This window comes from Scytonema sp. UIC 10036 (genome assembly GCF_009725235.1).
This window is the reverse complement of record NZ_WJFC01000133.1, coordinates 1-18238: the sequence shown is the minus strand read 5'-3', so window position 1 is coordinate 18238 and position 18238 is coordinate 1. Positions and strand designations below refer to the sequence as shown.

At 40.1% G+C, this 18238-nt stretch carries 14 protein-coding genes and 1 pseudogene; 4 read left to right on the top strand and 11 right to left on the bottom strand.

What is annotated here, in order from left to right:
• Positions 1-205 precede the first annotated feature (205 nt).
• Positions 206-1132, bottom strand: coding sequence for a LysR family transcriptional regulator (locus F7734_RS40970; protein WP_155750142.1), 927 nt, complete (start codon positions 1130-1132; stop codon positions 206-208).
• 885 nt (positions 1133-2017) lie between these two features.
• Here F7734_RS40970 and F7734_RS40965 point away from each other — a divergent pair.
• On the top strand, positions 2018-2431 hold the full coding sequence (locus F7734_RS40965; protein ID WP_155750141.1) for a DUF202 domain-containing protein: 414 nt from the start codon (positions 2018-2020) through the stop codon (positions 2429-2431).
• Between the two features lie 28 nt (positions 2432-2459).
• Here the strand turns inward: F7734_RS40965 and F7734_RS40960 are convergent, their stop codons facing one another.
• Complete coding sequence (locus F7734_RS40960; RefSeq protein WP_155750140.1) at positions 2460-2942, bottom strand: Rrf2 family transcriptional regulator; 483 nt, start codon at positions 2940-2942, stop codon at positions 2460-2462.
• Between the two features lie 663 nt (positions 2943-3605).
• Here F7734_RS40960 and F7734_RS40955 point away from each other — a divergent pair.
• Positions 3606-4808 (top strand): FtsW/RodA/SpoVE family cell cycle protein, encoded by a 1203-nt coding sequence (locus F7734_RS40955; protein WP_166482467.1) that lies wholly within the window; start codon positions 3606-3608, stop codon positions 4806-4808.
• Positions 4809-4895: 87 nt separating this feature from the next.
• On the opposite strand, the gene F7734_RS40950 is transcribed toward F7734_RS40955, so the two are convergent.
• The 5 genes from F7734_RS40950 to F7734_RS40935 form a co-directional block, all read right to left on the bottom strand.
• Complete coding sequence (locus tag F7734_RS40950) at positions 4896-5345, bottom strand: response regulator (RefSeq protein WP_155750139.1); 450 nt, start codon at positions 5343-5345, stop codon at positions 4896-4898.
• Between the two features lie 274 nt (positions 5346-5619).
• Positions 5620-6666 carry a threonine--tRNA ligase gene (thrS, locus tag F7734_RS40945; RefSeq protein ID WP_243147359.1) on the bottom strand — a complete coding sequence of 349 codons (1047 nt, stop codon included), beginning with the start codon at positions 6664-6666 and terminating at the stop codon, positions 5620-5622.
• A complete protein-coding gene (locus tag F7734_RS64355) occupies positions 6590-6868 on the bottom strand; it encodes a hypothetical protein (protein WP_243147358.1) in 279 nt (92 codons plus the stop codon). Before F7734_RS64355 ends, thrS begins: the two co-directional genes overlap by 77 nt.
• A 580-nt stretch (positions 6869-7448) precedes the next feature.
• A complete protein-coding gene (locus F7734_RS40940) occupies positions 7449-10172 on the bottom strand; it encodes an ABC transporter substrate-binding protein (RefSeq protein ID WP_155750138.1) in 2724 nt (907 codons plus the stop codon).
• A gap of 48 nt (positions 10173-10220) precedes the next feature.
• On the bottom strand, positions 10221-11798 hold the full coding sequence (locus tag F7734_RS40935; RefSeq protein WP_155750137.1) for an AAA-like domain-containing protein: 1578 nt from the start codon (positions 11796-11798) through the stop codon (positions 10221-10223).
• A 317-nt stretch (positions 11799-12115) separates the two neighbouring features.
• Here F7734_RS40935 and F7734_RS40930 point away from each other — a divergent pair.
• Positions 12116-12256, top strand: a pseudogene (locus tag F7734_RS40930) (RNA methyltransferase PUA domain-containing protein); the annotation flags it as partial.
• A gap of 64 nt (positions 12257-12320) precedes the next feature.
• Here F7734_RS40930 and F7734_RS40925 read toward each other — a convergent pair.
• Positions 12321-13721 (bottom strand): LCP family protein, encoded by a 1401-nt coding sequence (locus F7734_RS40925; RefSeq protein ID WP_166482466.1) that lies wholly within the window; start codon positions 13719-13721, stop codon positions 12321-12323.
• 314 nt (positions 13722-14035) lie between these two features.
• On the opposite strand from F7734_RS40925, the gene F7734_RS40920 reads away from it, so the two are divergent.
• Entirely contained in the window at positions 14036-14428 is a 393-nt protein-coding gene (locus F7734_RS40920; RefSeq protein ID WP_155750136.1) for a hypothetical protein, read from the top strand.
• 27 nt (positions 14429-14455) lie between these two features.
• On the opposite strand, the gene F7734_RS40915 is transcribed toward F7734_RS40920, so the two are convergent.
• The 3 genes from F7734_RS40915 to lptB all read right to left on the bottom strand — a co-directional run bounded on the left by F7734_RS40915 (position 14456) and on the right by lptB (position 18205).
• On the bottom strand, positions 14456-15916 hold the full coding sequence (locus F7734_RS40915; protein WP_155750135.1) for a hypothetical protein: 1461 nt from the start codon (positions 15914-15916) through the stop codon (positions 14456-14458).
• Between the two features lie 191 nt (positions 15917-16107).
• Positions 16108-17280 carry an LptF/LptG family permease gene (locus F7734_RS40910; RefSeq protein WP_243147357.1) on the bottom strand — a complete coding sequence of 391 codons (1173 nt, stop codon included), beginning with the start codon at positions 17278-17280 and terminating at the stop codon, positions 16108-16110.
• A gap of 196 nt (positions 17281-17476) precedes the next feature.
• Complete coding sequence (lptB, locus tag F7734_RS40905) at positions 17477-18205, bottom strand: LPS export ABC transporter ATP-binding protein (protein WP_166482465.1); 729 nt, start codon at positions 18203-18205, stop codon at positions 17477-17479.
• Between the last annotated feature and the right edge of the window lie 33 nt (positions 18206-18238).

The following is an 18238-nucleotide window of genomic DNA, read 5'->3' as shown; positions in this document are numbered from 1 at the left end:
GGGTTAAAGTTTTTATTGGTGTTCTAGCGAGCTTTTATGCTAGCAAGTTGACACTACTATATAAGAATACCGTCAATAAAAGCAAGTATTTTTTTTTCTTATTTTAATAAAAAAAAGTGATTGATAACAACAAGAGATTGGCGATTGGGGACAAGGAAGACAATTTTACCTTATCCCCAATCGCCAATCCCTAATCCCCAGTTCCTTACACCGAGAGCGAACATTGACTGAGAATCTGTTCAAAAGCGCTTGCGACTTTGGTTTGAAAGCGTTGTAGGTGTTTCAGTTTCCACACGGGTTGGACAATTTCTAACTTTGTACCAGCATCTCGATCGACAACACGAACTGCATACAGTGTAGATAGCTGTAGTTCTTTTTTCACCATCAGATCTGGAATTGCTGCTGCTCCTACACCACTTTCAACGACGGCTTTTACCATCTCGCTGCTGCTGAGGACAAGAACGACATCTAGCTCGGTCGGATCGATTCCCCAATTTTGCAGGGCTTGCTCAAACATCTGTTGCGCCCCGGAACCTGACTCTCTCATCACCCAAGTTGTTGTTAGGAGTTCTGCGGGGGAAATTTCTCTTCTTCCAAACCAAGGGTGAGATTTGCCTACAACTATCTGCAAGCGATCGCTTCCCACAACTTCTTTTTCCAAATAGTTTCTCAGGGAGACTTTCACCTCACCTGTCACTAACCCGAAATCAAACAACCCTGTTGCTGTGCCTTCACAGATTTCTTCAGCGTTACCTAACGTACAATTTATATGAATACCGGGATACTGACGATTGAACTGGCTAATTTTTTCAGGTAACCAGTAGTTACCGATAGTAAGACTAGACCCCAGTTTTAACTCACCCCGTTGCATATTGTTTAATTCTCGCAAGCCCCTTTGAGTTAAAGAAACTTGATCTAGAATCTTTTGCGCTTCTATTTGGAGCAACTTCCCAGCATCAGTGATTTCGATATGACGACCAATTCTATGAAATAATTTGACCCCATATTCTGTTTCCAAACTCTGAATGGCTGCACTAACAGCAGGTTGGGTGATGTATAACGATTCTGCCGCACGGGTAAAGTGCATCAGTTCTGCTACGGCAAGAAAAATTCTTAACTGCTCAAACGTCATATAGGCTCTTTCAAGCATCCCTGACCAAGTATTTTTACCCCAATAAGCTTATCAAAAGTCTACTACTATACGGCTAACCTTGCAAGTTACCGTAGTAAGGACACGAGCCGAAAACTTTTTTAGCACTAGTGATACAAAGTTTTTTATTTTCGCTTCAGTATAGCGATCGAAACGACATTTATTTGTATTTAGGGATACATTTACAGACTTTCCGTATAATTTTACTGAGTTCTTAATAAACCTTTTAAAAAAATCCGCTCGGTTTTTGAAAATTACTTATTTAAAAGCTTTCATACAGTTGTAGCACAAAACGAAAAGCGTATTACTTGTTATATTAAATTTTTTTTTATACTTTATACAGAAATAATAATAAATTTCTTTTATGATTTTAACAAACAAGAATAATTGCTTCTATGTGTAGAGAGCAATACAGTGTAAGCAGTGATTAACTGAGATCTCGTTAAAAAGTTCAACATACACCCCCCCTTTCATCCCCCTGATGCCTTGGGGGGATGAAAGGGGGGTAATTTTTGTATCTCACCAAGCTGATAAATGTTGGGTTTCGTTCCTCAACCCAACCTACGTTGAATTTGAGCTTGTTAATTTCCACTTGCAATAATTGGAAAAGCTCTGAAATATTATCTAGTGTGAAGAAAAAATGAACGTTCATTTTTTCTTCAGATTAGACAATTGTAGTAATGGTAATTAATGGCTCGCTGGTAAAGCGCTTCCGTAAAATTTGTAATTTATGACTTCTCAATTACGAATTACGAATGACAAATTACGAATTAATTTGTCACTGGTCACTGTTAATAGTATGAATATTTATGAGTCTAATTTGAAAGACTGCTAAAAAATTTTGTTCATACAACTCCTATTAAATTTATGACAACAGATGCAGAAAAACCCGCAAAACCAAAAAGCCCTAGTGCTGACCGAGTTCGAGAACATTTGGCTAACGAGCGCACCTACTTAGCATGGATGAGAAGTGGGATAGCCCTCATGGGTTTTGGTGTTCTCATTGTCCGGCTTCGCATACTCCGTCCTCCCCTTGCACCTCAAGCTCCTGGTAATGGCTGGAAGTTAGGCTTAGCCTTTTCACTCGTTGGATTGTTAACGGTCATGCTTTCAACGCAGCATTACCTTGTCGTTCGTCGAGATATTGACGAGGATGCCTATGAGCCAGCAGACCGTTGGGTGATTCTTTCTAGTCTTGCTGTGATTCTCCTGGGAATTGGAGTTGTCTATTATGTTTTCACCATTCCGCTTGACTCATTAAATTCCATAATAGTTGAGTAAAAAAACATATCACGAGTGACTCCTTTGCCTAAATGTAATACATTGGTCCCTGTTGTATTCGAGCTTCTCTTTCCTGGCACAAATCTTGGAGTGTATGGCGGCGTAAAACTTCAATAGCGGCAGTATTAGCTCGATCCCAGACTTCATGAACTAAGTTCTTTTCTAAAGTGGGAGGAAGAGAAGATTCTCTCTCCTTCCTCTCACCTTCAACGACCGTAACAATTTCCAATAAAGTAATTTGCCAAGGTTCTCGAACTAAAACGAATCCGCCTCTAGAGCCACGATGACTTTGTACCAGACCTGCTCGCCGCAAACTAGTAAGAATTTGTTCTAGGTAGCGTTCCGGTATAGGTTGTCTGGCAGTAATCTCGCTCATGGTAAGCGGATCTCTTTTTCCTTTGTTGCTTGCTAGTTCTAAAAGAGCTAGCAGTGCGTACTCTACTTTGGAAGACAGATCCAAAAGAGTGTAGTTTTGGCTATTCAAGTCTTTACTCAGTATACTACTGTTCATTGATGTGCTTATAGTAATTTTATGAGAAACGAGTGCTCATGACAGAGTTAAATGTGGTAAGATGCCAACTGCTACTCCGAAAAGCTTAATTTTTTATCGGCTTACCGTAGATTATCTAATAAAATTCCCAAAATAAAAATCCTTAAAAAACTTCTTGTGCTACCGACTTACGCTTTGGGCTTGTAGTACTGTGCCCAATGCCCAATGCCCAATGCCCTTTTTTTGTAATTCTTGAAATTGTAATAATGAATTCTGGAATGAGGTAGTATCATTAACTGCATTCTCAACGAATCTACCTGAGGAGTAAGTGAACTGGAGTAATCCAGAGTAAATCGGAGTAATTCGATTTACTGACTCCACCATGACTCAACTTTGAACTAGTTTCAAGGTTACCCGTTCTGGGTTTCAGTCCGCTTAAGGGTCATGACTTAATGAGATTAGCCAGTCTCAAGCGTCAGGGAAGGAACATGGCTGCGTCACACAGCGCAACACCGTAACCTATTAACAAGCCCTTAAGCCGTGCTCAGGCTACGAATACCCCTTTTGGGAGTGCTCAAATCGAGCAAATGGTGTAGTTTGGGGTGGTGGTTAAGTCCGATTCATCCCAAATAGCTCCAAATAATTCCGAAATAATGAAATCTAGTAGCACAACATATTGAAATTGTGAATTTACGCCGCCTGATTCCATTCTTAGATGACTCCGTGTCCAGTTGGGCGCTTGAGGCACGCCTATTGCGTTGGCTGACATTGATATGGCTGTGTGTGGGATTAATTGTTCTGTTTTCGGCGTCATATGCCGTTGCAGACGCTCGCCACAATGATGGGCTGTATTACTTTAAGCGTCAAGTCCTGTGGGTGTTCGCAGCGTTAATCGTATTCAACATCATAGTTAATCTGCCCTTACGCAGGATCGTAAACGTATCCCACTGGTTTGTAATATTGCTATTGGGGCTGATTTTTCTCACTTTGATACCGGGATTGGGAAAAAAGGCATTTGATGCATCGCGCTGGATAGCTATAGGACCGCTACCAATTCAACCCTCTGAACTCATTAAACCCTTTTTAGTGTTGCAAAGTGCGCGACTTTTTGGGCAGTGGGAAAGGTTAAGTTGGCGAGTGCGCTTTTTTTGGCTGGGTATCTTTTGTCTGATTATTTTAGGAATTTTAATCCAGCCTAACTTAAGTACAACAGCACTATGTGGAATGACAATTTGGCTGATTGCCCTTGCGGCAGGATTACCCTACAAGTACTTGGGAGGAACAGCAGTGGGAGGAGTGCTCTTGGCAGTACTTAGTATTAGCATCAAAGAATATCAGCGCAAACGAGTGCTTTCTTTTCTAAATCCATGGGCAGATCCAACTGGAGATGGCTATCAACTCGTGCAAAGTTTGCTAGCTGTCGGTTCTGGTCGGCAGTGGGGGGCTGGGTTTGGGCTTTCTCAACAAAAGTTGTTTTATTTGCCAATTCAAGACACCGATTTTATTTTTGCTGTTTTTGCTGAAGAATTTGGTTTTGTTGGTAGTATGGTGTTGTTAGTACTGCTTGCTTTATACGCAACTTTAGGATTAATCATTGCTGTTAAGACCAAACATTCGGTTTATCGACTTGTAGCAATTGGGGTAACAGTTTTGATGGTAGGGCAATCCTTACTTCATATTGCTGTCACCACTGGTGCTATGCCAACAACTGGGTTGCCATTACCTATGTTTAGTTATGGAGGAAATTCAATGATTGCCAGTTTGCTATCTGCTGCTTTGCTAATTCGAGTGGCACGCGAAAGTAGTGAAGCCGATGTAGTACCGTTGCGAGCAGAGTCAGAGAACAGGCGAACACGGCGACTGTTCCAAAGAAATAATATCAATTGATAGGTTAAGGACTAGTAAATTCCGATGGTACTAAACCAGCCATATGTATAATGTACTGGTCACTGGTTACTGCTTACTGGTCACTGGTCACTGTTCAATTTCTGGTTGTTTATTGAGGAGGAGCCAGTATTGGTTAATACTGTTTACCATTTCCTGTAGGTTATCAATCCCTATTGGTTTTGTTAAATATGAATTAGCTCCTAGTTCATAGGCTAGGTTAATATCACTGTCTTGGTCAGAAGAAGTCAGCATGATAACGAGCAAGCGTTTCAAGTGAGGTTGCTGGCGTATCCATTCAAGAACTTCAAGACCCGAACGGCGTAGTAGTTTTATATCTAGGAGTATCAGTGTTGGCAAAGGATATTGTTCTCGGTCAGCGTACTCACCAATGCCACTTAAGTAATCTATGACCGCATCTCCATCTTCCAAGACTTTCAGGGTGTGAACCAGTTGCGTCTTTTGAAAAGCTCTTTGGATAAAGAAGGCGTCATTTGGATCGTCTTCTGCCACTAAAATCGTAAACTTGGTCAGAGACATAGAGAAAGTTTATATAGAGTTTAGTCTAGTAGCTTAACATAAAGGCTTATTTTTTCCTATAATTTACTGGAAAAAATATCCCATAGGATAGATGTATTTCTCTAGCAACCATATTAGCGTGAGTTTGACAAAGTCAAAACAGACCTCACCCCAAACTCCTCTCCTATAAGGAGAGGGGCTTGAAACCCTGATGATAACGTTGCTCTCTCCTTTAGGAAGGGGCTGTCATTTGTCATTTGTCATTTGTTATTGACACGGGTTTCAGGCACACCTTTTAAGCAAAAGACTTCAGATCCTCCTTAAGTTTGGCAAATTTAATTTCTTCCTGCCCTGCAATACCCAGGTGGCGAAGATTAACAGTACCATTGACTTTTTCTTGTTCCCCAACTACCGCAATCAGAGGAACTTTTTTTGCTGAAAGTTCTCGAATCTTTTTAGAAATCGTGCGATCGCCAACATAAAGTTCCGTCCTAATTCCCATTGACTCGATCTCTGTAGCGATGGCTTCTGCCCAGTCTGCAGATTTTTCAGAAATTGAAGCGACAGCAATTTGGACTGGGGCTAACCAAAGAGGCAACGCGCCTTCTTGATTCTCCAACAAAATTCCAATCCAGCGTTCAAGAGAGCCTAAAACAGCCTGGTGTAACATGACTGGTTGTTCGAGTTGCCCGTCTTTATTGACAAAAGCAAGCTCGAAAATTTGGGGGAGGTTAAAGTCAACTTGGATTGTACCGCACTGCCAAGATCTTCCAAGGCGGTCTTCCAAACTAACTTCAATTTTGGGACCGTAAAAAGCGCCTTCTCCCGGTAATATCTCGTAAGCATACCCTAAAGATTGACATGCTCCTATCAAGGCTGCTTCCGACTTGTCCCAAAGCTCGTCAGAACCCAATCGCTGTTTTGGTCTTGTAGAAATCCGGATAGCAAAATGTTTATAGCCAAATGCTGAATAAACTTCACTCACCATCTTGAGAAAGCTATTAATCTCATTCGTCAAATCCTTTTCTTGACAGAAAATGTGGGCATCATCCTGTACAAACTGACGCAAGCGCATACAACCAGATAAAGAACCAGAAGGTTCATTGCGATGAACAATACCAAACTCCATAAGCCGCATGGGAATTTCTCGATAACTCCGCTTACGTGACTTGTAAATAGCAATGTGAGCCGGACAAGACATTGGTTTTAGAGCATAATCAATAGCTTCTAACTCTGGGTTTTCGATATCAGCATAGTTATCCCGGTTAATACTGCCTACAAAAAACATATTGTTGCCAAATTTTTCCCAGTGACCGGATTTTTCCCAAAGCGAACGGCTCAATACTAAAGGCGATAAGCTGGGTACAGCTTGCGCTTCGCGATCGCACTTCCTCAAATCCACGAGACTGATAAACTTGCCGCATATAATCTTCGATAATCCGGAAGAGTCTCAAACCCATGGGATGCCAGAAAACCATACCCGGACTGTGTTCTTCAAAATGAAACAGATCCATATTTTTAGCCAGAACTCGATGGTCGTACATTGTCATTAATCTCCTAAGTATTGTTGACAAATAAAAATCCCCTCCGGGCTAGCCTGGAGGGGTGAATCTTGCTTGTACGCAACAAATCACTTCACGTCCCTCTAGGCGCGATGGTAGTGGTAGTGGTAGTGGTTGTTATGAGGTAAGTGAAAAAAGTCATTTGTTTGCGTACTTTAATAGCTAAATTCTTGTTGTTTGGTGTACCTGCAAGCAGTCTTGCGTAAAAACCAAAAACCCCCCAAGCACTTACCAGGAGGGTTTCACAGCCTTATTATTTGTGAGTCTATATGCTAGCCTCACAACCTCCCAGACTGATAGTCAGGGTAGTTCGTGTTCTGGTTGTTAGACGGAGCTTAAGTTGCATGATTAGGCACTCTTATGTTTGCTCGATAGAATTTGCGGTGCATATTTTAAGTTGTAAACAAACCTAGAGAATTTGTCAACTCCAAGTTAATACGGGACTGGCAAGGATGCCTATTCCATAGAGAGCAACTTATTTGGTGAATGAAGCACTTTTGGAGTACTTGAAAAATCTGTAGTTAGGAATAAGCTCATGCTAAGATGTTAAGACGCTAAAACGCTAAGAAGAAATACTTTGCGCCTTGGCGTCTACTTTTTCAAAATGAAATCCGCCTTCTTCAAGACCCTTGCACGCATTACCCGATCCTTTAGCTACTTTCACAAGCTCCGGTTCCTTAATCCGCTCGCCTTTGTTGAATTTGAGCTTATGTCCTGAAGTTTCATTAGGTAAAAGCTCGATAGAATTGAGTTTTTCAAGTACAGTTTGGCGAGAAGGATTTGTGGACAATGCCATAGCCAATTCTATAGCTTTGATGAAAGCTTTAGTTGCATCATAACTAGCAGCAGTTCGCCAGCTAATTCCCCCTTGCCATTTTGTGCAAGCTTTCCGTGCAAATGATTCTGAATGGGATTCTTCAAACCAAGGTACTGTCAAGATTAAGCCTTCAAGAGCCTTTTTACCTTTTTTTAAAGTATCAGCATTGTACATAGAGTCTCCCCCTAGCAAGCGTAGCTTTCTTGGCAAGCCTGCTTTATTTTCTTGAGCCTTCGCAATGTCAATCACGGTAGAGATAAGCTCAAGATTAGGGAAAAAGACAGCTGCATCGGCTTTATCGTCAAATATACTAAGTAATACTTCAGCAGATGCATTCAGGTTTGGATCTGCCAAATCTCTGGAACGGACAACTTTTCCTCCATTAAGTTTAAAGGATTGTTCAAAAGCTTTCTTTAAACTTTCACTATAAATCTCTCCTTTTGTATAGAAAATAACAACTGTTTTGATATTATTCTTATAAGTATATTCAGCTAATTTTTCACCATTTTTTGCATCAGAAGGAACTGTTCTAAAGAAAACTTTAAATTTTTCCATAGTTAATTCGGTACTGGTGCTGCTAGGAGATATCATTGCTAAGCTTTTATCTTTATATTTAGTCAGTGCAGCTTGACTAACAGGGCTACTATTGTGTCCAATGACTCCTAAAACATTTGAATCTTTAATCAATTCCTCCGCAACTCTTTGACCTTGGTTTGGGTCATTCTTATCATCAGCAATTATGATATTTAGCAATCGACCTTTTAATCCACCTTTGTTGTTAATCTCAGACTGTGCTTGTGCAACTCCTCTCAATATTTCTGTAGCCCTTTCTCTTCTAGAATTTATAGGAACAGCAACTGCCAAAGTCAGAGGATTACCTTTTTCATGTGCTAGTGTATTATTGTAATAAATTTCTGCTTCTGGATCATTTCTATCACTTTCTTTGGCTTTTTTAAAGAGTTCCTTTGCTTGTGAATAATCTGCTTTTTTAAAAGCTTCAACACCCTGTTGTTGATGAAAATTGCCATTTCCCAGAAAGAAAGTTTTTTTGCCATCGCTAAATAGCTCTGGTTCTGATATGTATGGAACAAAGAAACCTACTATTGTTTTGGGTAATTGCTGCCAAATGAGTACTCCTGTTATTGCGATCGCAAATACTATTGTAGATATTCGCCAAATTCGATAATTCTTTACTGCCAGTTCTAGGCTAGCATTAAGAAACTGATAATCTTCATTCCTCAAAGTTTTATCAACCTGCCATGATAACGCTTCACGTAATTTTCTTCCCTGTAGTAACCAAGATTTATTTTTATCAGTCTTCCATCCTGTTAATTCCTTACCATATGGTCGTATATTCAATAACATTTCTCTAACCCAATTTGTATCGAAAACATATTGATAAATAAGGTTATAAATGACTAATATTTTGTTTTTTTCTACAACCAAACCTGATAACATCAGTTCACTTTGTTCTGAGCTACCATCAGCTTGTATTTTTTGCTTTTGGCAAATTTCCAAATAGATATTCAGTAATTTAAAAGTGGGATATTTACTATTGATAATTCTGTCACTAATGGTCTTCAAATGCTGGGGATTATCCTGTTCTTCCCAATTTTCAATAATTTTTGAAATGACGACTTGCTCAATCCATCTTTGTATAGCTTGTTTGTGAACAGGGATAAAATCTTGAGAATCGGCAATTATTTTACATATTTTTTGAGTTAGAAAGGGTTGACCACCTGTCCAATTAAGAACCTCTCGAAGTATATCTTCAGCAATTTGAGAGTGACTGACTTTACTCTCTAATCCTTGAGCTAGGGGTCGAGCTTCCTCAAATGAAAAACCATTTAATTGAATTTCTTGACCTATGTTAAAGGGTGTGCGTCGCTTATCTTGAATTAATTGAGAGGGTGTAGCCACTCCTAACAATGCAAAAGTAATTCTACTATACTTCAAATTATTCGCACGCTGGTTATAACAACCTCGAATAAAAGCAAAGAGATCGTCTGTTGGAAAGTCTAAACTGAGAACAGTGTCAATTTCATCTAGAAAAATAACAATATTCTGAAAAATTTGGGATAGTAATATTTCTTCAATAAAATCACTTAATCGTTTTACAGGAGTTAATAACTTTCGTTCTTGCCACCAAGCTGATAATCGATTTGATGGTAACTCAAAGTTATCTGACAAATTTTTAACTAAAGTATAATACCATTGATCTTGAGTGACACCTTCAGTCCCAATTTCATCTAGACTAATAATAGCACAGGCAATGTTTTCAGTTTCTAACTTTTTTCTGACTCGGATTTGCAAGCTGGACTTCCCCATTTGTCGGGAATTGAATACATAACAAAAATTTCCAGCTTTCAGTTCCTCATAAATATTTTTGTCTGCTTTCCTTTCTATATAACTAGGAGCATCTGAGTTTAAAGTTCCTCCTACCTGATAATATTCTTGTTCTTGATTCATTATTTATTATTTCCTTGTCAGTTATCAGTGACTATTGACACTTTGACATTAAAGATAAACACAAAAATACTGACGATACAATTCGCAGCGCGGCTTGGCAAAATGACCTTGTAATGTCACCAGTCCTAAACGTTGTAAAGACTTTGCCTGTATCGGATTTAACTGAACTGGGTCATCCTCATCTGCGCGTACAACTTTACTAAACGCTGTTTTTAACTCTGGTTTATTTTCCAAATTTTCCCAAAGTTCACGCAGATGGTCACTAAATATTCCTGATGCAGTAGGTGCAGCCTGTAATAGCTCCTTAAGTGTCTTTTGTTGAAGCTTAACCCAATCAAGAGACGTTTTCACTAAAAGAGGATGTCCTCCTACCATAGCCATAAGTTGCTCAACCCGAGATGCTGTCCAATCTAGTCGATAACGCTTAACCAAACGCTGCACTTGGTCTAGAGTAAACTCTGGTAAATTAATAATGACCCCAACATTTGCAAGGGGTGAATTATTTATATCTAGGGAGGCATAAACTTCGGTTGAATGAACAACGATCAGACGAAGTTTTTCCCAAATTATGCTGTTGGAATCGCCTCGTTTTGCTAAATCATAGCAATTGCGGAGGAATTTACAAAAGTCTGGGGCAATTTTTGGATGTTCAAACACAGAATCAACATCATCCAAGGCTAGTACTATAGGACTAGCAATGTTTGGCAACAAGTATTTTTGAAAGTAATACCTGCTGTTGTAGTTGCAACTAACTTGATTGTCCCAATACTCATTTAACTTATTGGCTAGCCCTAGCTCGTTACCCACAACAACACAAAACGAGCGTAAGAATTTTTTCAAGTCCGTTGCAACTGTGCCATCTACTAAACTCTGACAACTTAAAGTTATTGTTTGATAGCTACTATCTCTAGCATAACTGAGAATTCGGTTCATGAGAGATGTTTTCCCCATCTTCTCAGGCGCTTTGATCCGAATTAAGGCACCTTGCTGTTTAATTGCTTTGTAACAGTGTTGTTCGATAGGAGGGCGATCTATATAAAAATCGGTAGGTAATTTGTCTACTTTTTTACGGATAATAGGGGTTAGCTCTTCTGCAATACCTTGCAACTGGATTTCCACACACCCAAACTCATAAGCCTCCTCAACGGAGCGATTCGCCCCTAGAGCTTTGTAAAAACCGATAGCAAATGCGATCGCAGCCCTGTCGCCGATCTCTCGTTTCATGCCAATGACAAAAGGGATGTGCTTAACTATAGCCTTTGCTTGAGCGTCAGAGTAACAGGCATTTAGAATCACACAATGCACCCGCTCAGCCACTAATTCAAGCAAAGCAGCTAGAGCCTTAGGTTCTACAGGAGATATTTGACCGAATTCATCTTCAAAGCAAAGCTCACCAGTACTGGTACCATGTCCGGAAAAATGCACAATATCAGGAGTAAAATCTAGTATTGCTTGGCTAATATCTCCAGGACGTGCAGCTAACCTATACTCAAGCAGAAATCTTTCACGCTGGTAAGCAGATTGAATTTTTTCTCTGATATCTCGCAATTCTTGTTTTACACGGAGGCTAGCAGCATTGGTAGGTTCAGCTGTCAAAAACAAAATTTTAATTACGTCATTCTTCATCTATAATTGCTCCATAGGCTAAGTTACTGACAGCGTTTTTCTATTCTTTTACATATATATTGTCAGGTAGCTAATAGCGAAATTATGAAAATAGCATTTAATACAGTGTCTCTATGAAGATGCACGCTTATTCAACCCCCTTAGCGTGCTTAGAGGTTAGGCACAGTAAATAAAGTGCAATGTCACAGAGAATTGGTATAAGTAGAATGACCTGTCTTTAATATAGGTACAAAGATATACGAAGACATTTCTCTTCAATCTCATTACTTTCCGGATAAAACTCAAATCATTTTTGCATTCAGCAAAGCTTTTGCATTATGGCTCAACTGCAACGAATAACGAGCGCTCCCTCCCAATTACAACAAGAAAAAATTCTACTCACACCCCAACAACATTACTTGGGGCTTGTGTTACGTTTGAGCGAGGGAGATCGCTTTATTGTAATGGATGGAAATGGATGGAATGGGGCTATGAATGGCACGAGTGCAAAATAGGGACGCTCCCCATCCCACCAGAATTCCTTTAGTAGGAAAGATTGGTATTATTTTGTTTTTCCAACCAATCCTCACCTAAAACGATCGTCAGAGGCGAGTCAATGGTAATATTTGAGTCAAAGCTGCCTTCATCTTGCACGCGCACTTCTCCAAATCCCAAAGTAGCGCGAATTGCTTCAGCATTATCGCGATTTCCGTTTTGGGCAACAATGTAAGTTTTATCTAAAGGTTCCCGCCAAGGTTCAGGTATGTAAACGCTGGAGTAGCCCACAACTTCCAGGGAACGCATTAAATTTTGCAGGCTTTCGCTATCGCTGGCGGTGCTGTCTTTAATGACAACTTGTAATTGAGCTGAACCAGAGGTTTGCGGTGGATTCATTACTTGCAGATTAAAATAGTCGATCGCCATTTTCTCAATCTGCTGGGCATTGGGTATCCAATAACTGGTTTTATACTCGTGATATGCGCTAGCTCTACCCGGAAGCGTTAGCGTTTCCATATTAGAGTTACCTGTTTGCACTCCAAAATTAACGAGGGTCAATATCTCCTCGACTGTCAAATTGGTGTCAAGATGAGACCGGACAACATTGAGAATTCGGGGAAATCGTGCTAGTAAAGTGGGGTTGAGGGTTTGCTCTGCTAGCGCTCGCATCACTATTTGCTGACGCTCAACTCGACCAATATCACCACGTCCATCATTCCGGTAACGCAACATTTGTAGAGTTTTGTCACCGTCAAGATGTTGTTTTCCTTTCTTTAAATTTATATATAAGTGTTGAGAATCATCTCGATATTTCATATCATAGGGGACATCAACTGTGACACCCCCCAAAGCATCAATTAACTTGTTAACTCCTAAAACGTTAATTCTGATATAGCGGTCAATTTCTACTCCACCTAATAATTCGCTGATAGTTTTGGCACTTAAAGCAGGTCCACCTACAACGTTAGCTGCATTAATTTTAACTACACCATGTCCTTCTAAAGAGACACGAGTATCTCTAGGAACAGAAAGAATCACTATTTTTTTTTCCTCTGGGTTTAGTCTGACCAAAAGCATGACATCGGACAAACCGCTAAAGGAGTTAACTTGGGGTAAGTAACCACGATTTTTTGCTTTGGCTTTTGAGTCTTGAACATCTGTTGGCAGTACGCTCATCCCCAGAACTAAAATGTTGACAGGACGAGATAACTCTGAAAATTTTAGCCCTTCTCCAGTTAGGCGATCGCTCTCAAAGACTTCCGATTCTTTTGAGGTGAGCTTTGTCTGCATCAAAGGTGTGCTAGTCATAGAAACTGCAAGCAGCCCCCCTAATGTTGCGGAAGTCAGTGCGATCGCACCCATCCCCAACCACAGCCACATCCAACGTGCATTGTTGGATGTTTCGCCATAATCATTTTCTGCCACTAAAGGTTTTTTACTGGTCACTAGCTGCCTCGCACTTACTTATGAGGGTTGGGGAATTTGCAGACTAAATATCAACTTATTAAGTTTGATATATTTATCTTAGCCTTATTTATATTTCTGCGATGAGCAGCTTTTTTGCCTGCTTTTTCAACATAATCCTTCACAGGCAATTCCTGACAAGCAAGTTTCTTACTTTTACAATATCCTCACAAGTTCCTCAAATTATTTTGATATAAAAAAGCCATAGGGGAAGTGAGGCATTGCAAGCAGCGTTACAAATTGAATTGCTGCCCATCTAATGAACCAGTCAGATATTGTATGCACGGTGATTGGCTATGGCAAAGATCCAAGTCGAGAAAGAACTATCTCACCAAGACAAAATTAGTGCGGAGTTTACTCATCGCTTACGCAAACTAAATCCGCATCAAGTCGTTCGCGTACTTGTTTTACTTAACTTGAACAATAATAAGATTAACCAACTCTCTAATTCTCAGAAATTTTCTAACAAGCATATATCTGCTGTCAAAAATCTCAGAAAATTGGAAAAGCAGGCTTTAAACGATATTCATAAAATTATGCAAGACAATGATGGAAAACTGTTAGCTGAGCATTTTAACTTACTAGGTTCCATCCCAATTGAAATCACTGTTGCTGGGGTTTACCAACTGGCTACACTGGATGTAGTCAAAGCAGTGATAGAGGATCAAGAAATTTATCCTCTTAAGTAAGCTGCACGAATAACCACTTACTACAGGTTATTGTCCGGGAATTTGACCGGGCAATGAATAGTTATACTGAGGAACGGTTTGTTGCAAGCTAGTATTACCATAGTTGTTTCCATAGTTGGGAACGGTGGAATTGGGGTAGGTAGTGACAGTACCTTGATTTGGAACGGAGTTATAGTAAGGTACGGGAGCAGAAACCGATGGTGTAGTTGGTGTTTGCGGTGACATATTAGGCAATGCTGGGTTGCTGCTAACACCGTTATAGCCACTCCTACGTCTTACTGAATCGACAAAGTTAGCCAATCGGCGATCGTCAGGATTTGTGTAAAAGCTTTGAGGTTGGTACAATTGTGTTGGTTGAGTGTAATTTATACTAGGTACTGTAGAGCTTGGTAGCTGATTTATTTGTGGCTGATTTGTTGTCATACCGGGCTGCACGTAACCTGTAGATGGAACGGTATTTTGCAGTTGATTTACAGGTAATGGCTGCGTATAATTTGTACTCACTATAGAATTTTGTGGCAAAAGCCCTGTTTGTCCGGGCTGCGTGTAATTTGTATCAAGGTTAATATTTTGTGGTTGAGTAACTATTCCTGGCTGTACGTTGTATCCACTGCCATAGTTAAGATTTGACGGTTGATTTCTGGTTGGTTCTGTATAGCCAGTTGTTCCATATATGGAATTTTGTTGCTGATTTGTTAATGGTGGCTGAGTCGATCCCAATCCAGGATATGGAGAATTGCTTCCACCCCCAATCAACCCATTATTAGGATTGACATTTTGAACAGGTGTACCACTTATTGGTGATGTTAGGGAATTGAAGGGGTTAACTTGAGTTGAGGTGGTATTAACCTGACTGATTTGATTTTGACTTGTTGATTTGTTAAGTGCTGTTTGTAGCGCGTTTTCTTGGGTTGTATTTTGCCTAACGTCAGTTCCATTGTTCAATCCAATACCTAAACCCAAAGAAGTTTGTCCTACAGCAGATTGAGAAGACGTTGGCTGACTAGCATCCTGCAAGTTACTAAACTTCAGCAAAGTCTCTGTTTGTGTCAAAAAAGGATTATCTATCTTATTAGTTGATGCGGAGTTAACAGATTTGTCCTCCGATCTTGATTGATTATTACTTGCGGAACTCTGATTTTGACTGTTTAATCTCTCTAATAAAGTCTTGTTCTTATTTGCTGGATTTTGGTTGGGATTTTTTACTTTTGGTAAGTTTGCTGGCACAGAATCACTGACTAAAAGGGGCAAATTATCAATGTCAGCAGCAATAGCTTTGTCTTCTGGTGTCAACGTATCATTAGATTTGTCGGCATCAACCTGATTTTCTTGTCTGTCCGTCAAATCTGGTTGTACCCAATACTCCTTAACCACCAGCCCTACTACAGATAAAAAAATGGCTGTTCCCCAAAAACCAGGTCTTGCTAGGTTCCATAACCGGGCTTTGAAATAGCGTAAGTAAGCGGGAGGGTAGTGACGTTGTGGCATGATCGGTTACTGGTTAATGGTTAGTGGTTAGGAGTTGGCCTTTTGGTTGGCAGTATTAAAATTTACTAAAATTTATTTGATTAAGCCTAAACCAGAAGGCAATCTTGTCACAGAAGCTAGAAACTTCTACTTCTATGTTACTCGCTTTACAAAGAGAAGTCATTGCAATACGGATGACTTGTGAATTTATCTTACCTTTGGGCTACTCGTGATAAAAGATATAGACCAATTCCCAAACCGATGAAATTTGACAACCAAGCTGCCATAAACGGAGAAAGAACACCAGCCTCCCCCATAGCACCACTAATAAACCACAGTAAATAGTAAGTGAAAATAACTATAACGCTAATACCAAAACTTGTTCCTCTACCAGTTCGTTGTGGTATTGTTCCCATGGCTGCACCAACCAAACCAAAAACAACACAGACAAAAGGTAAGGATATTTTCTGTTGAATCCGAACCTGGAGTTTGCGAATTTTTTGCTCATCACCGCCCAAACGTTCTATTTCCAGTTGTTCCAATGCTTGGGCGATGTTCATCTCACCATAATCTCGGCTTTTCTGTGCCAAATCCAACGCTGTACGGGGTAGCTTGAGTTGTTGGCGTTCAAATCGTAGAATATTGCGATATGAGCTATCGGAAGCAACTAGATAAATAGTACCGTTGTAAAAATCCCATACATTTTGACCGGGATTCCATTCTCCTGATTCTGAAACAACGATTTGATTCACCCCGTCTTGGGAACGATCTAGAATGGTCAAGCCTTTCATTTGTTTTCCATCAAATTCGTCCGCGTAGAACAGGCGTGTTAGAACTTTTTTCTTACTCCCATCCTCCTGCTTGACTCTTTGGTACTCTGGGTAAAAGAGATTTTGCCGCTTCACGATCGCAGGTTGATCTGACTTTAATGCTTTGTCTAGAATTTGAGATGCTTGATAATTTGCTGCGGGTACAATTTGCTCGTTAAACAAAAATGATAATCCCGTCACAACAAGACTCAACATCACTGCCGTCAGTACCATGCGGTAAACACTTACCCCACAACCACGTAAGGCAATGAGTTCGCTTTCGCTCGAAAGACGACTGTAAGTCATCAACGTAGCTAGAAGCGTGGACATGGGAAAAGCATAGACGATGAAACCTGACATTTTCAGGCAGAAAACTTGAATGGCGATGGTTAATGGTAGCCCGGATTCAACTATTTTTCTGATTAATTCAAACACAACATCAATGGAAACACCGATTGATGTAAATGCTCCTACGCCAAACAAAAATGGGGGTACTAATTCGCTAACTAGGTAACGATCCATGAGCGAAAAGGGTAAGAGCGAATTGAATGTATAAAAAGACTTAATTTGTGTCATTTGTCATTAGTTATTTGTCATTTGTCATTTGTCATTTGCCATTTGTCACAGATAATATGGTAAACAAAATAAAAAAGAAAAATATCTAAGAGCACACGTAGCTATGCGGAAATAAACTGAACTATACTACACTACAAAAGTTTATATGCTGCGAATTCTTACCAATGACTAATGACTAATGACAAATGACGCTCCTCTATACCTGGAAATTATCTCCTAAATAGTACTGACGCACTAAAGGATTTTTGTAAAGTTCATCGGATGTGCCGGAAGCAAGAATTTGCCCTTCACGCATAATGTAACTGCGATCTGTAATGGCAAGAGTTTCGCGAACATTATGGTCTGTAATTAGGATACCCATATTGCGATCGCTCAATCGAGCCACAATATCCTGAATTTCTGCGACAGCAATGGGATCGACTCCAGCAAATGGTTCATCCAACAGTAAAAATTTTGGTCCTTCTTTTCCTGCAGCCAAAGCCCGTGCTAATTCCGTTCGGCGTCGTTCACCGCCAGAAAGTTGAATTCCTTTGCTTTTAGCGACTTTTTCCAAACGAAACTCTTGAAGTAACATATCCAATCTTCGCGTCCATTCCCAACGAGGTACATTAGTTTGTTCTAGTACTAACAAAATGTTTTCCCTCACAGTAAGTTGACGAAAAATACTAGCTTCCTGTGCAAGATATCCAATGCCCAACCGCGCCCTTTTGTGCATTGGTAGTGGAGTCACATCCATTTTATCTAACCAGACCGTTCCCCGATCTGGCTTTTCCAAGCCTGTGGCTATGTAAAAAGTCGTCGTTTTACCTGCACCATTAGGACCAAGTAAACCAACGATTTCTCCTTGAGCAACCGAAATGTTGACGCGATTGACAATGACTCGCTTGCCATAAGATTTATGGATATTCTCTAAGACAATTTTCACTTTAAGGGTAGGGAGTAGGGGGTAGGGGGTAGG